A 13,557-nucleotide genomic window follows, 5' to 3' on the forward strand; every position below is an offset into this window, starting at 1 on the left:
CCATGGTCAGCAGGAGCAGCACGGTCAACGGCGGCATCTCGTTCTGGTACGCGCAGGAAGGCACCCCCGCCCCGCGCGAGCCTCTGCCCGGGGACGCCACGGCGGACGTCTGCATCGTCGGCGGCGGCTACACCGGACTGTGGACGGCGTACTACCTCAAGAAGGCCGTCCCCTTCCTCAACATCACCGTCCTCGAAGCCAAGTTCTGCGGTTACGGCGCCTCCGGCCGCAACGGCGGCTGGCTCTACAACGGCATCGCCGGCCGCGACCGCTACGCCAAGCTCCACGGCCACGAGGCCGCCGTCCGCCTCCAGCACGCGATGAACGACACCGTCGACGAGGTCGTCGAGGTCTGCGCCGCCGAGAGCATCGACGCCGACATCCACCGCGGCGGCGTCCTGGAGATCGCGCACTCCCCCGCCCAGCTCGCCCGTCTCAAGGCCTTCCACGCCGTGGAGATCGCCTTCGGCGAGAAGGAACGCGAGCTCTACGGCGCCCGCGAGACCGCCGACCGCATCCGCGTCGCCGGCGCCGTCGGCTCCTCCTGGACCCCGCACGGCGCCCGCCTCCACCCGGTGAAGCTCGTCACGGGCCTGGCCGCCGCCGTCGAGGCCCTCGGCGTCACGATCCACGAGTCGACCCCGGTCACCGAGATCAAGCCCAAGCACGCCATCACGCCGTACGGCACCGTCCGCGCGCCCTACGTCCTGCGCTGCACCGAGGGCTTCACCGCCTCACTCACGGGCCAGCGCCGCACCTGGCTCCCCATGAACTCCTCCATGATCGCCACCGAGCCCCTCACCGACGCCCAGTGGGACGCCATCGGCTGGCACGGCCGGGAGACCCTCGGCGACATGGCCCACGCCTACATGTACGCCCAGCGCACCGCCGACGGCCGCATCGCCCTCGGCGGCCGGGGCGTCCCGTACCGCTACGGCTCCAGGACGGACAACGACGGCCGCACCCAGCCCCAGACGATCGAGGCACTCCGCGACATCCTCGTCCGCTTCTTCCCCTCCCTCGCCGGCATCGGCATCGACCACGCCTGGTCCGGCGTCCTCGGCGTCCCCCGCGACTGGTGCGCCACCGTCACGCTCGACCGCTCCACGGGCCTGGGCTGGGCGGGCGGCTACGTCGGCTCCGGCGTCGCCACCGCCAACCTCGCGGCCCGCACCCTGCGCGACCTGATCCAGCAGGACTCCGGCCAGTCGGGCCCCACCGACCTGACCGCGCTCCCCTGGGTCGGCCACAAGGTCCGCACATGGGAACCGGAACCGCTGCGCTGGCTCGGAGTCCAGACGATGTACGCCGCCTACCGCAACGCGGACCGCCGGGAATCGACCACCCACACGGCGACCACGTCCCGCATCGCCCGGCTCGCCGACCGGCTCTCGGGCCGCTGACGTGGTGCTCGTCATGCCCGGTCGGCGGACGTCGACGATGGAGCTGCTGGCCGGCGAGGCGACGGCGCGGGGGATGGCGACCCTGGCGGCGGAGGAGATCGGCGCGGCGGTGGGACCGGCGTACTGGTACGGCGGACCGGTGGCCGGAGCACGCTTGGCCGGACGGCTCGGGTTCGCCCTGCTCGAACCGGCGGACGACTGGCTCGCCGAGCTGCCGGAGGAGTTCACGGGGCGGGAGGTCCGTGCGGCGACCGTCGCAGATGCCTGGGCGATCGAGCGGCCCACGTTCGTCAAGCCGCCGCGGGACAAGTCCTTCCCGGCGGACGTCTACGCCGACGGCTCGCGGCTGCCCGGCGACCTGGACCCGGCGACGCCGGTGCTGCTCTCCGAGGTGGTGACCTTCGCCGCCGAGTACCGCCTGTTCCTGCTGGACGGGCGGATCGCCACAGGCAGTCGGTACGCGGTGTTCGGCCGGCTCGACCCCGGCCCGCTCGACCGGCACGGGGCCGTCGCCACGGAGATCACCGAGTTCGTCGACCGTCTCGTCGCCACGGCCGGGCCCACCCTGCCGAGCGCCGTCGTCGTGGACGTCGGCCAGTTGCTCGACCCGTACCGTCCGGGCCATCGCTGGGCCGTGGTGGAGGCCAACATGGCGTGGTTCTCCCACGCGTACGCCGCCGACCCGGGGCGAGTCCTGGACGTCGTACTACGGGCGGCGGGACCGCGCGACCGGGTGCGGCCGGACGACCTCCCGTTCGTACGCCACTGAACCCTTAGTTGGGCTGGTAGTCCCAGAAGCAGTAGGCACAAGCGCCACAAAGGCTCGTTGAGGAAACCGAGATCCGCACTCATCGGCCGGTGCTGCGGGCAGGCGGAGGCATTCCTGGCATCGGCAGCATGCCAGGCCGATCCGGGCTGCGGCAGCCGGGGCCCACTCGACCATCTGGACCACCTCGTCGGCCCGCCCGGCCCCTGGGGCGGCCCCAGGGGCGGTCCGAGACTCACCCGTGACCTGCGGAAAGATCCACGACGGGGTTACCGCGGGTTCCGTCGCCACGCGCACAGGATCGTCACCGAACCGACATACCGAGCGGTCGGAAATCCCCTTACGCAAGGGCTATACCCATGAGTAACGTACGCGGACCCACCAGCGCCACCCGCCCGTTCCCCGGGGCGGCAAGGAGCGAGATCGATGTCGTACCACCAGCCTTTCCCCGGCCCACCGCCCGTACCCCAGCACCGGAATGCCGGGCGGCACCGCCAAGACGCGGCGTCGCAGTCCTGGGAGGGTGGATCGCCGTCCTGGGACACCGATCCACGGGCAGCCCGTGACTCGTCCCCGCGAGCGTGGGACTCCTCGCCGCAGGGGTGGGACTCCGCGCAGCAGCCCTGGGACGCCTCCCCGCAGCCGCAACCGCAGCCGCCCGCCGCCACCCACGATCGTGATGATCTGCACCGGCTCGGATCGGCTTACCGAAGGCTCCGCCGCGTCGCCACCTTCACCGCGCTCGGCTACTTCGTCATCTTCCTTTTCCTGTCCGGCTACGCCCCCTCGATGATGACCAGCAGCATCAGCGGTGACCTCACCACCGGGCTGGTCCTGGGGCTCCTCCAGCTGCCCGTGGCGCTGGCCGCTATCGCGCTGTACGAGCGGATCGCGCGCAAGAACGTCGACCCGCTCGCCGCGGCGATCCGCGAACGCGCCGAGCAGGCGGCCGCGGCAGCGGCGCCCCGGCCCGAGCGCCAGAGCCGCTCCGGACGTCCCGTGTGGCAGCAGCCCACCGGAGGTGCGCGCGCATGACCAGCTTCAGCTCCGAGGCCCAGACGATGTCGCTGATGGCGTTCATCGCGGTCATCACCGTCACGCTGCTGCTGTGCGTGATGACCGGGCCCGACCGTGACGACCTGGGCGACTTCTACACCGGCTACCGCTCGCTCTCCCCCGTGCAGAGCGGCCTCGCCATCGCCGGCGACTACATCTCCGCCGGCACCGTGCTCGGCACCATCGGCATCATCGCGCTCGTCGGCTACGACGGCATCACGCTCGCCCTGAGCACCGTGCTCTCGCTGGTCCTGATGATGTTCCTGCTCGCCGAGCCGCTGCGGAACGCCGGCCGGTTCACGATCGGCGACGTCTTCACCCGTCGTCTCCCCGGCCCCGCCGTGCGGATCACCACGGCCGCGGTCACCCTGACCGCACTGCTCCCGCTGGTGATCTTCCAGCTCGCGGGCGCCGGCGATCTCCTCTCCGTCGTCCTCGGATTCGACGCCGACGGCTTCAAGACCGGGGCGATCGTGTTCCTGGGGCTGCTGATGATCGCGTACGCGGCGATCGGCGGCATGAAGGGCACCGCCTTCATCCAGATCGTCAAGACCGTCGCCCTGCTCGGCGCGTCCCTCGCGATCGCCGCGCTCATCCTCAACCGCTTCGACTTCAGCCTGCCCTCCCTGCTGGACGCCGCCAAGCGCGGCAGCGGGGCGGGAGACGCCTATCTCTCCTCCGGTCTCCAGTTCGGCGGCAACGAACTCGACATGATCAGCACGCAGTTGACGGTCGTGCTCGGCGCCGCGGTGCTGCCGCAGATCACCATGCGCATGTTCACCGCGCGCAGCGCGGCGGCCGTGCGGCGCTCGATGTCGTGGGCCGTGTCGACCGTCGTCGTGACCTGTCTGCTGATCGCCGTCATCGGCTTCGGCGCGGCGGCGATCGTCGGCCACCAGGGAATCGTCGCCGGCGACCCGCAGGGCAAGACAGCGTTCCTCATGGTCAGCCAGGCCGTCATGGGCACGGAGCAGACGACCGTCGAGACGCTGCTGTTCACAGCCGTGGCGACGGCCATCTTCCTCACCCTGCTGGCCTCGGTCGCCGGGATCACCCTCGCCTGCGCCAACACCCTGGCGCACGACCTCATCACGCACGGGCTGCGCCGAAAGGCGCACCTGAAGGGCTCCACCGAGATGGCCATCGCCCGGACCGCCGCGGCGGTCGTCGGGCTCGTGGCGATCGCGATCGCCGCCGGTGCACGCCATCTGAACCTTCAGGCGCTGCTCACCCTGTCGTTCTGCATCGGCGCGTCCGCGGTCGCACCGGCCCTCATCTACAGCCTCTTCTGGCGCCGCTACTCCCGTACGGGACTGCTCAGCACCCTCATCGTGGGCACCGCCTCCGCGTTCATCCTCATGACCGGCAGCAACCTGGTGTCCGGATCGCCCCAGGCGATCTTCCCGGACCAGGACTTCAACTGGTTCCCGTTCACCACGTCGGGCATCCTCTCGGCCCCGCTGGGCTTCCTCGCGGGCTGGCTCGGCACGGTGCTCTTCGAACGTGACGCGGCCGACCAGCGCATGCGGTACGAAGCGGTGGAGGAAACGATCCTGGCCGGCACCCCCGCGGCAACGAGCGCCTCCGCGTCCTAGACGCGCACGCCCCGAGGTGTGTGCTGCCGTCACCGGTAGACGCCGAAGACCCCCGACCGTGATCGGTCGGGGGTCTTCGCGTGTCCTACCTGGAGCCCCCTGTCGGGTTCGAACCGACGACCCCCGCTTTACAAGTTCGGCCGGGCTGCCGCTGGCCGGGCAGACTGCTGTTCGTGGCTGCCGTGAGGAACCGTGATGGACTGCCGACATCCACCGTCGTTGATGTCATCCGTGGATGTCGGCTTCACGAATCGGCAGCCCCCGTCAGCGTTTCTTCCGGAGCTTGCGCATCTTCGCCTCGGCTTCCTTCTTCTTCCGCTGCTCCACTCCGTACGCGGACCATGGGCCTTGATGCTTGGCACACCGCGAGCTACCGATGATCGCCTTGCTTTGGCAGCGGCCGCCGTTCTTGGTGGGTGCCCCGCACTTCGACTGAGTCATCCTGCCCCTCCTCAGGGCCCACCGCAGGCCCCTTCCCCACGCTGCGCGCAGAGCCGGCTCGCGGCGAGGGCGCAGAGGACGGCGGTGGAAGCACAGGCTGGGCGTCGGAGAGTATCGGGGTTGCTCAGAACTCCCTGAACATGGAGGGATCCCACTCTGGTGGAAGGGACCGGGCCATGAAGACGTAGACAGGCCCGTACGGCGTCTCCGTCTGGAGAGCCTCCCACTGGTCCAGGTCGTGAGCGCAGTACCGGCGCCACAAATCCATCATCTGCGCGACCTCTTCGTCACTGAGACGATCACGGTCCTGCCCGTCTGTCATGGGCGCCATGGTAGGCGCGTCCCCGAGCCCCCTGTCTACGCCCACCTCTTTACAAGAGAGGGAGGAGGGAGCCGCATCTGACCTGCACTGATGCTGCGGGAGCTGATCGACGCCCCAGAGCCCGGCACCACCCCTCGTTCCCCGTGGTTCCCCGCACGATCTGGCACGGATGTGGCACGGCCTTCACCGCCGTCTGTCAGTGCCTCGGGATATCGTCCACCTGCGCGCGGTCGGTTTCCGAGGTGTCCAGCTCTGTAGTGCAGCTGCATCCCTGGCTCTGTCTGGGGGCGGTCCGGTGCAAGCCCAGCACCTAACCGACGTCCAGGCTCCGCCGATGGCCAAGAGTGCCCTGCCAGCGCTGACCGCGCGCACGCTTCCAAGTCTGTTGGTGGAGTGGTGGGCGTCGTTCGCCGCCGTTCACCTGCGCGCTCTCGGGGACGCAGAAGCATTCGCCGTGGCGCCGTGGACCACCGTGAACGGTCCTGGCCGTGTGTGAATGAGACGGAGATGCGGTGGCCGAGCGAGGGTGGCCTGCCCGGAAACACCTTGGTAGCCGCATCCGCGGAAGGGTTAGCGTGCGTTCATGGATCTCCTACGCCGTGCAGCCGTGAAGCTGGCCCTCGGAGAGCAGCCGACCGAGGACCTACCGATGATCGCTGCCCTGGCGGTGGCTGACGGCCTGAACAGCCAGTCCCTGATCCAGTTGGCAGGGCTCTCTCGGCGTGACCCGCCGGCCGACATCCGCGACCTCTTCATGCAGACCATGGCAGAGCTGGGGCTTTCTGTACCCGACGTCGAGGAAGCCTGGCGCGAACGAATGCTCGAGGCGGCAGAAGGCATGCTCAGTGGCTCCCTTACGCACTACGAGGCCAGCAGCGAGATCTACTGGTGCGCCTGCCATCTTGATCGGACGGACACTGCGAACGAGCTTGTGAACCTGTTCATGGGGCTGTGGAGCAACTGGGAAGACTGGCCGGATGGACGCCCCTCCATCGAACGGGACATGCAGGTGGCCGCTGCCGACCTTCTGCGAAGCCACGGCAAGCCGGTGCCCAAGTGGGCGCGGCTCCACGCGCCGCCGGGCACGGAACAAGCGCGGCCGGCCTTCTGATCCGTAGCTCTAGTGGGATCGCTCAGCGGCGGGCATTCCGGCCGCTGGCCGGTCCCCGAGGGCCGCTACTGGGTGGCGACGGTTGCCGAGGTTGCGGTACCGCGCTGCTGTACCGACGACCCCAGCAACCGCTGCCACCCGTTGCGGCGCTGCTAAACGATGGCTACACGGCTCCCGGCCAGTTCTTGGATGGCATCCCGGATGCGCTGCTCGGCTGCATCTAGCCACGTCGCATCGACGGCGAACTCCTGGTTCCCTTCCGGGTGCCACCGGTACAACGTCTGCTTGCCACCGATTGTGGCAGGGCGCGCGTGGAGAACGGCATTACGATCCCGGGCAGTAGCCTCCAGGAGCTCCCCCGCCCGCCGCAGCCAGTTAACGGTGGCAGCATCCGCGATGTGCTGAAGGATCTTCGGGCTCTTGAAGGTCTGCGCCAGGCGTCCGGTGGTCATGCCCACCAGCTTCCGTACCTCCAATTCCGCAGGCAGGCTGGGGATGTGCGGGAGGTCTCCTAGGACTTGCCACTCCAGATAGGTGACCAGGTAGGAGAGGCGGCCTACGCGGAGCAGGTAGTCATCTTCAGCGAGCATGGATACACAGTGCCGTCGCCGTTTACTGATCGCTACCGCTTTGGGAGAGCGGGAGGGCGGGTGCGCACCTGACCTGGACAGATGCTTGGAGAGCTGATCGACGGCTCAGGACCCGCTAACGCCGGTCGTTCCCCGTGACTCCCCGCTCGATCTGGCACGGATGTGGCACGACCGCTCTTCGCTCTGAAGCAACTCGGCTGGCCGCACATCTTGGGCCGGTCGGCTGTGCGCCTATCGATCAGAAGGGAGCTGCGAGATCTCCGCGGCCATCGCTATGTGGCCCGCAGTCCCAGGGCTCCTCCCGGACAGGTTCAATGTCGGTGACGTCGTGGCCCCATGCTTCGAGGGCCTTCCAGGCAATGCGCCGGTTATGGTCGTTGCCGCTGGTGTCTAGGATGCGGCGCGCGTTCACGGCGAGGTGATTGCGGTGCTGGGCGAGCGCGGGGTGTTCAGCGAGGATGAGCGCGGCGAGGTCGGCGGCTTCGCGCACGTCCTCGTGACTGTCCTGCAGGAAAGGCGCGACGGCTCCATAAAGCATCGGGCGGAGGTCCCGAAGGGCCGCCAGCATGGAGTCGTGGGTGAGGAAGCCAGGGAAGTACTGCTCGATGCGGTCGACAACCTCGTCGGAGGCGTCGTAGGCCGTGGAAACCAACCAGTTCAACAATGTCGCGCGGATGGGTGCGTTGCGATACGGCCGGAGGGTCATGGCCGCCGGGTGGGTGAGGATGCCGGCGACATACATGGCGACGGGGGCAGTGGCTTCGTAGATGCTGTTCTGGTGGCAGACCAGCTCACTCAGCTCCGACAAGGCGGTTACCTGCACCTTGGGATCAGGCTCCAGCAGCCTTGGCAGGACTGTGGGAAGGCACTCACCGTTCCCGAAAGCCGTCTGGAGCGAACCCCAATCAGTCTCCGTTAGGACGACTTGGTAGGGCGGCAAGCCAGGGTCACGGGACGCCTCAGCCTTGGAGCTGTTGTGATTCACAGGCGAAACCTAGACCAGGCTTCTGACACGACCTCCCGTCCGGGCCAGTTACTCGGTCTGCCGACCTGCACAGGCGTGTGGCACGTCCCCAGTCTGGAAGATCCCGTTTGCGGGTGGCGGCTGAGCTGGCAAGACGCTGACCTGCGCGTTCCCGGCTCGCTCTCCGTTGTTCGCCGAGGCTCCCCGCTACTTGCTGTCTCATCGGGCACGTCGGGGGCACGGCCTCACTCGTAGATCCGGGCTGCAGCAAGGGCGCGAGCGAAGAACGTCCAGTCGCCTTGGGGCGGTAGATCCTGCCCATGGTTGCTGTACCACCCGGGCGCATCCGAGACCCAGGCTTCCAGAGCCTCCAAGAAGGCGTCCAGCGTCCCGTTCTCCCACTCCGCGCCATTCTCTGCATGGTCCGCTCGTAGGCGTGCCAGGAAGGCACTGAATGCTTCTCGGTCGCCAAGGTGGTCGGCTGCTGCAAGAGGTCTCGTCATGACCGCGACCCTATGGGCGCCCACGCGTGGGTGATCACGGGCTACACCCCGACAACGCGGCGTCCCATCCAGGCTTTGAGGTCTGGTCTCATCCCTATCAGGTCGATCATGGGGACCCTGGGACCTCGCCCGGCACGCTTCGCGCCGTCCGGTTCGCACTCGTTGGTGTCAGCCACTGATGTCATCGCAGGACGGCGGTCTTGACAAGCTCCGACCTATTCATCGAGCCACGGGCCTCGGGTGATGCCCTTGTGCAGTCGCTCGTCCAGGCAATCCAGGTGAGCCCAGACGAACTGCCTGGTCTGAAGCCCTGCTCGAGTGATCTCCAACGTGACCCCATCGCCGAGGGGGCCGACGTCAGTAGTGTTCATGCAAAAGGCGCAGCTCACCTGCTCGTCCGTGCTCATCTGGTGAATGTATCCCGAGGGTGGGTGGCGCGGGCTTGGCGTGGAACTGCCACGGGTCACCGGCCCGTCGGCCTCCGCCGACCACTCACCCCCTAACTCCCATCCCGTCTGCCGTCGGCCCACACGTATGTGGAGCGGGCGCGGTGCCGGGCGTCCAGGTGGAGCGCGCCACTGTACGAACGACCTGGACGCCCGGTGCCGTGTCTGCTCGGCTTGTCCTGGGTCGATGGCAGACGGGATGGGAGTTCCCCACCGCCACACCCCACCGGCCGGCACCCGCGTACGGCGCCCCCGCCATCCCGGAGCCTGAGGCCCCCGCCGGAGGCATGTCGGTGACAAATGGAACCGCGGCCGTTGGGGCTCGGACTCATGCCCTTGGGCCTATCCCGTCTTGCAGGGGCGGGCGTCGGCGCAGCGGGGGCGGAGCGGGCCGAAGGCAGGAGCGGCGCCCCGAGCGGAACCGGGAAGCCCGCCCGGCGGAGCGGAGCGCAGCCGGGTGCCTTGATGAGGTAGAGAAACTTGTAACAGCTCCCCCGTTGATCCTCAGCTACGCCGTGGTGAGTGCGTCGGCGATGGCCCGCATGTCGTCCGTGATCGCGTCGGCTTGCGGTTCGGCCTCAAGCGACGGAGGTCCGACCGCCCCGCTGGCATGGACGCCTCTGGGTGTCGTAGGCGCCTGACACGATCACGCACGTGATAGCCACCGAAGATCTTGTTACCCTCGTATCGGCGAAGGCCAGGGTCACTTCTACGACGCTGCCTGACACCGCCACCGCCGAGGAGGTGGCCTCGGCAGAGGCAGTTCTCGGGTTCGCGCTCCCACCTCTGCTGGCAAGTCTGTATCAGGAGGTGGCCAACGGCGGCTACGGACCCGACTACCAGCTTCTTCCGTTGGTCGGGCCAGGGCGCACGGTGCTGAGCGAGTACCAGTCCGAACGATCTGCCTCAGCCAGGAGCGAGACACCGTACTGGCCCGCGGGCGTGCTGCCGATCCTCGACTGGGGCTGCGCCATGTACGCCGCCGTGGACTGCCTCAGCGAGACCGCCACGGTCCTCCTTTTCGAGCCGAACGCCATGGAGGACGACGGAGCCGCCGCCTGGTTCGTCGACGCCGGGAGTCTGGCCGAGTGGCTCGAAACGTGGCTTGCCGGAACAGGGTGGTACCGGGAAGACGCCTATGAGGATGACGACGTGGCAGAGCCGGCCCCCTGGCATTTCGCAGCCTCCCGGATCGCGGAGTGAACGAACCGCGGGATGAACGCTCAGCTCGCCGGAGCGGCTCCCCGACACGACGGCAGCCCAGGCCCGACCGTCCTTGACCACCGCCGTTGATGTCACCCGTAGACGCCGAAGACCCCCAACCGTGATCGGTCGGGGGTCTTCGCGTGTCCTGCCTGGAGCCCCCTGTCGGGTTCGAACCGACGACCCCCGCTTTACAAGAGCGGTGCTCTGGCCAGCTGAGCTAAGGAGGCAGCGAGTGCAGTGTAACCAACCCCCACCCCACCTCGGTCGGCAATCTCACCGACTCGGACTGCTGACAGATCGCGTGCCGCCAGGTAGCGTCACCCGGAGTTCACCTCGGTGGACTAGACCTCAATCCTTCCTTTACTCGGATCGTCCGGCACGTTCCTGCCGGTGAAGGGACACATCACCATGGCTTCTGTCACTTTCGACAAGGCGACCCGGCTCTACCCGGGTTCCGACAAGCCCGCCGTCGACCAGCTCGAGATCGAGATCGAGGACGGCGAGTTCCTCGTCCTCGTCGGGCCCTCCGGCTGCGGCAAGTCCACCTCGCTGCGCATGCTCGCCGGCCTGGAGGACGTCAACGGCGGTTCCATCCGCATCGGTGACCGCGACGTCACGCACCTGCCGCCGAAGGACCGGGACATCGCCATGGTGTTCCAGAACTACGCGCTGTACCCGCACATGACCGTCGCCGACAACATGGGCTTCGCCCTCAAGATCGCCGGCGTCAACAAGAGCGAGATCCGCGCCAAGGTCGAGGAGGCCGCGAAGATCCTCGACCTCACGCCGTACCTGGACCGCAAGCCGAAGGCCCTCTCCGGCGGTCAGCGCCAGCGAGTCGCCATGGGGCGCGCGATCGTGCGTGAGCCGCAGGTCTTCCTCATGGACGAGCCGCTGTCGAACCTCGACGCCAAGCTGCGTGTCTCCACCCGTACGCAGATCGCGTCGCTCCAGCGCCGCCTCGGCATCACCACGGTGTACGTCACCCACGACCAGGTCGAGGCCCTCACCATGGGCGACCGGGTCGCCGTCCTCAAGGACGGTCTGCTCCAGCAGGTCGACTCGCCGCGGAACATGTACGACCGCCCCGCCAACCTCTTCGTCGCCGGCTTCATCGGCTCCCCCGCCATGAACCTGGTCGAGGTGCCGATCACCGACGGCGGCGTGAAGTTCGGCAACAGCATCGTCCCGGTCTCCCGTGACGCGCTCTCCGCCGCCTCCGCCAAGGGCGACACGACCGTGACGGTCGGCATCCGCCCCGAGCACTTCGACGTGTCGGGCGCCACCAGCAAGGAGGGCCTGGCCGTCTCCGTGAACGTCGTCGAGGAGCTCGGCGCCGACGGTTACGTCTACGGCTCCGCCCGCGTCGGCGGCGAGGACAAGGACCTGGTCGTCCGCGTCGGCGGCCGCGCCGTGCCGGAGAAGGGCTCCACGCTGCACGTCGTGCCGCGCCCGGACGAGCTGCACGTCTTCTCCACCTCGACCGGCGAGCGCCTCTCCGGCTGAGTCCGTACCGAGGCTGCATGCTGCCGAACGGCCCCTCATCTCTTGCAGATGCGGGGCCGTTCGCCTATGTCGACAAATACCCCGGCATAGCTGCCATTTCAGACACCGACGTCAACACGGGATTCGAATTTTCGCCTCGAACCATCCCCCGCGAGAGTGACTAAATGTCGCCATATCATCACCGGCCGCTACGCTCGCCTCCGTGACGCACACTGCCCGCCGTATCGGCCGCTCTCTCGCCCTCGTCCTGCCCGTCGTCCTGGTGCTCTCCGGAACGCTCGCGGTGTCCGCCGTTCCGTGGGCCGGCCAGGGCTCCGACACCCAGATGCTGACCGCATCCTCGGAGGACGTCTCCGTCCCCGCCAAGTCCCGTGCCCCGCAGGATATTCTGCGCGACCGGCTCCTCGCAGAGCTTCAGGAGAAGGACCCCGGAACGGCCCTGACCCACCTCCAGCGCGAGGTCGAGAACAGCCCGTCCCTCGCCAAGCACTGCGTGTCCATCGCGCGCGCCCTCGGCAAGGCGGCCGTCCGCCACTACGGCCCCACCCGCGCCCAGTCCTTCTCCCGCCCCGTCTGCGACACCTCGTTCGCGACCGGCGTGATGTACGCGAGCTGAGCCGCCGGCTCGGCCCGCGACACCGGAGACGGATCCCGAAGACGGACACCGAAGACGCTGAACGGCTCCTTCGCGAGGTGCGCATATCGTTCGCGGTATGCATACCTCCCCGACGCAGGCCGTGGTCCTGGCGGGCGGCCAGGGCTCGCGCCTGCGCCCGTACACCGACGACCGCCCCAAGCCGATGGTCGAGATCCCGGGAACCGGGACCCCGATCATCGGCCATCAGCTGTCCTGGCTCGCCGCCGAGGGCGTGACGGACGCCGTCGTGTCCTGCGGCCATCTCGCCGAGGTGCTGGAGGAATGGCTCGCCTCCGCCGATCTGCCGCTGCGCGTGACGACGGTCGTCGAGGAGGAACCTCTCGGCCGCGGTGGCGGCCTCAAGTACGCCGCCGCGCACCTGCCCGACCCCGGACAGCCCTGGTACGCCACCAACGGCGACATCTGGACCCGCTTCTCCCTGCGTGAGATGGCCGCGTTCCACGACGAGCGCGACGCCACCGCCACCCTCGCCCTCGCCCGCCCCCGGATCCCGTGGGGCGCCGTCGAGACCGACAACTTCGGGCACATCACCGACTTCATCGAGGCGCCGCCGTCGCCGTTCCTCATCAACGCGGGCGTGTACGTGTTCTCCGCCGCGTTCACCGACCTGCTCCCGGACCGGGGCGACCACGAGCGCACCACGTTCCCCCGGCTGGCCAGGGAGCGCCGCCTCGCGGGCTTCCCGCTGCCCCACGGGGCCTACTGGCGGGCGATCGACACGGCGAAGGACCTGACCGAGGCGGCGAAGGAGCTGGCCGCCCAGGGCGCCTGACAGCCCCTCGTACGACTCGCGGCAAGGCGTAGGGCTGCCTGCCTCGGCTGTCCTGCAGCCCGTCCACCCGGCTGCCTCCGACCGCCGCGGCCACCCGGCTTCCCCGGCCACCCGACTGCCGGCTGCCCGTACGCCTTTCAGCCCTCCCGCCCCAGCAGCCCACGCCGAAAGGGCGGCACCGCATTCTCGCGGTGCCGCCCTTCGCCTTCCGGACGGTA

At 68.7% G+C, this 13,557-nt stretch carries 14 protein-coding genes and 2 tRNA genes; 9 read left to right on the forward strand and 7 right to left on the reverse strand.

What is annotated here, in order from left to right; genetic code table 11:
• Positions 1–2 precede the first annotated feature (2 nt).
• The 4 genes from ACFVGW_RS16135 (at position 3) to ACFVGW_RS16150 (ending at position 4,820) form a co-directional block, all read left to right on the forward strand.
• A complete protein-coding gene (locus tag ACFVGW_RS16135; RefSeq protein WP_385852408.1) occupies positions 3–1,403 on the forward strand; it encodes an NAD(P)/FAD-dependent oxidoreductase in 1,401 nt (466 codons plus the stop codon).
• A 37-nt stretch (positions 1,404–1,440) separates the two neighbouring features.
• Complete coding sequence (locus tag ACFVGW_RS16140; protein ID WP_385852489.1) at positions 1,441–2,172, forward strand: ATP-grasp domain-containing protein; 732 nt, start codon at positions 1,441–1,443, stop codon at positions 2,170–2,172.
• A 423-nt stretch (positions 2,173–2,595) separates the two neighbouring features.
• The gene (locus tag ACFVGW_RS16145) at positions 2,596–3,204 is read left to right on the forward strand and encodes a DUF485 domain-containing protein (protein WP_385852409.1); all 609 of its coding nucleotides are present in this window, start codon (positions 2,596–2,598) and stop codon (positions 3,202–3,204) included.
• On the forward strand, positions 3,201–4,820 hold the full coding sequence (locus ACFVGW_RS16150) for a cation acetate symporter (RefSeq protein WP_385852410.1): 1,620 nt from the start codon (positions 3,201–3,203) through the stop codon (positions 4,818–4,820). The genes ACFVGW_RS16145 and ACFVGW_RS16150 overlap by 4 nt, the downstream gene beginning before the upstream one ends.
• Before the next feature lie 90 nt (positions 4,821–4,910).
• Here ACFVGW_RS16150 and ACFVGW_RS16155 read toward each other — a convergent pair.
• Both ACFVGW_RS16155 and ACFVGW_RS16160 read right to left on the reverse strand, forming a co-directional pair.
• Positions 4,911–4,981: transfer RNA gene (locus tag ACFVGW_RS16155), tRNA-Tyr, on the reverse strand.
• Positions 4,982–5,385: 404 nt separating this feature from the next.
• Positions 5,386–5,583 (reverse strand): hypothetical protein, encoded by a 198-nt coding sequence (locus ACFVGW_RS16160; RefSeq protein WP_385852411.1) that lies wholly within the window; start codon positions 5,581–5,583, stop codon positions 5,386–5,388.
• 583 nt (positions 5,584–6,166) lie between these two features.
• On the opposite strand from ACFVGW_RS16160, the gene ACFVGW_RS16165 reads away from it, so the two are divergent.
• Positions 6,167–6,694, forward strand: coding sequence for a hypothetical protein (locus tag ACFVGW_RS16165; protein ID WP_385852412.1), 528 nt, complete (start codon positions 6,167–6,169; stop codon positions 6,692–6,694).
• Positions 6,695–6,846: 152 nt separating this feature from the next.
• Here the strand turns inward: ACFVGW_RS16165 and ACFVGW_RS16170 are convergent, their stop codons facing one another.
• The 4 genes from ACFVGW_RS16170 to ACFVGW_RS16185 form a co-directional block, all read right to left on the reverse strand.
• Complete coding sequence (locus ACFVGW_RS16170; protein WP_385852413.1) at positions 6,847–7,284, reverse strand: hypothetical protein; 438 nt, start codon at positions 7,282–7,284, stop codon at positions 6,847–6,849.
• Positions 7,285–7,522: 238 nt separating this feature from the next.
• Entirely contained in the window at positions 7,523–8,092 is a 570-nt protein-coding gene (locus tag ACFVGW_RS16175; protein ID WP_385852414.1) for a hypothetical protein, read from the reverse strand.
• A 401-nt stretch (positions 8,093–8,493) separates the two neighbouring features.
• Entirely contained in the window at positions 8,494–8,751 is a 258-nt protein-coding gene (locus tag ACFVGW_RS16180) for a hypothetical protein (RefSeq protein ID WP_385852415.1), read from the reverse strand.
• 215 nt (positions 8,752–8,966) lie between these two features.
• Complete coding sequence (locus ACFVGW_RS16185; protein WP_385852416.1) at positions 8,967–9,158, reverse strand: hypothetical protein; 192 nt, start codon at positions 9,156–9,158, stop codon at positions 8,967–8,969.
• A 693-nt stretch (positions 9,159–9,851) separates the two neighbouring features.
• On the opposite strand from ACFVGW_RS16185, the gene ACFVGW_RS16190 reads away from it, so the two are divergent.
• Positions 9,852–10,400 carry an SMI1/KNR4 family protein gene (locus ACFVGW_RS16190; protein ID WP_385852417.1) on the forward strand — a complete coding sequence of 183 codons (549 nt, stop codon included), beginning with the start codon at positions 9,852–9,854 and terminating at the stop codon, positions 10,398–10,400.
• 153 nt (positions 10,401–10,553) lie between these two features.
• Here ACFVGW_RS16190 and ACFVGW_RS16195 read toward each other — a convergent pair.
• A tRNA-Thr gene (locus ACFVGW_RS16195) sits at positions 10,554–10,630 on the reverse strand.
• A 181-nt stretch (positions 10,631–10,811) separates the two neighbouring features.
• Between ACFVGW_RS16195 and ACFVGW_RS16200 the strand changes: the two genes are divergently transcribed.
• The 3 genes from ACFVGW_RS16200 to ACFVGW_RS16210 all read left to right on the forward strand — a co-directional run bounded on the left by ACFVGW_RS16200 (position 10,812) and on the right by ACFVGW_RS16210 (position 13,339).
• Positions 10,812–11,909 (forward strand): sn-glycerol-3-phosphate ABC transporter ATP-binding protein UgpC, encoded by a 1,098-nt coding sequence (locus tag ACFVGW_RS16200; RefSeq protein WP_352190209.1) that lies wholly within the window; start codon positions 10,812–10,814, stop codon positions 11,907–11,909.
• A 202-nt stretch (positions 11,910–12,111) separates the two neighbouring features.
• Positions 12,112–12,525, forward strand: a complete 414-nt coding sequence (locus ACFVGW_RS16205; RefSeq protein ID WP_383226004.1) for a hypothetical protein — start codon at positions 12,112–12,114, stop codon at positions 12,523–12,525.
• A gap of 97 nt (positions 12,526–12,622) precedes the next feature.
• Positions 12,623–13,339, forward strand: a complete 717-nt coding sequence (locus ACFVGW_RS16210; protein WP_352190211.1) for a nucleotidyltransferase family protein — start codon at positions 12,623–12,625, stop codon at positions 13,337–13,339.
• The last annotated feature ends 218 nt before the right edge of the window (positions 13,340–13,557 follow it).

The sequence above is a fragment of the Streptomyces sp. NPDC127129 genome (genome assembly GCF_042671585.1).
Taxonomy (GTDB): domain Bacteria; phylum Actinomycetota; class Actinomycetes; order Streptomycetales; family Streptomycetaceae; genus Streptomyces.

Coding starts and splice junctions, on each gene's coding strand:
- ACFVGW_RS16185 (WP_385852416.1), bottom strand. CDS start 9,158: ATGAGCACGGACGAGCAGGTGAGCTGCGCCTTTTGCATGAACACTACT.
- ACFVGW_RS16170 (WP_385852413.1), bottom strand. CDS start 7,284: ATGCTCGCTGAAGATGACTACCTGCTCCGCGTAGGCCGCCTCTCCTAC.
- ACFVGW_RS16180 (WP_385852415.1), bottom strand. CDS start 8,751: ATGACGAGACCTCTTGCAGCAGCCGACCACCTTGGCGACCGAGAAGCA.
- ACFVGW_RS16140 (WP_385852489.1), top strand. CDS start 1,441: ATGGAGCTGCTGGCCGGCGAGGCGACGGCGCGGGGGATGGCGACCCTG.
- ACFVGW_RS16150 (WP_385852410.1), top strand. CDS start 3,201: ATGACCAGCTTCAGCTCCGAGGCCCAGACGATGTCGCTGATGGCGTTC.
- ACFVGW_RS16160 (WP_385852411.1), bottom strand. CDS start 5,583: ATGACAGACGGGCAGGACCGTGATCGTCTCAGTGACGAAGAGGTCGCG.
- ACFVGW_RS16200 (WP_352190209.1), top strand. CDS start 10,812: ATGGCTTCTGTCACTTTCGACAAGGCGACCCGGCTCTACCCGGGTTCC.
- ACFVGW_RS16165 (WP_385852412.1), top strand. CDS start 6,167: ATGGATCTCCTACGCCGTGCAGCCGTGAAGCTGGCCCTCGGAGAGCAG.
- ACFVGW_RS16135 (WP_385852408.1), top strand. CDS start 3: ATGGTCAGCAGGAGCAGCACGGTCAACGGCGGCATCTCGTTCTGGTAC.
- ACFVGW_RS16145 (WP_385852409.1), top strand. CDS start 2,596: ATGTCGTACCACCAGCCTTTCCCCGGCCCACCGCCCGTACCCCAGCAC.
- ACFVGW_RS16210 (WP_352190211.1), top strand. CDS start 12,623: ATGCATACCTCCCCGACGCAGGCCGTGGTCCTGGCGGGCGGCCAGGGC.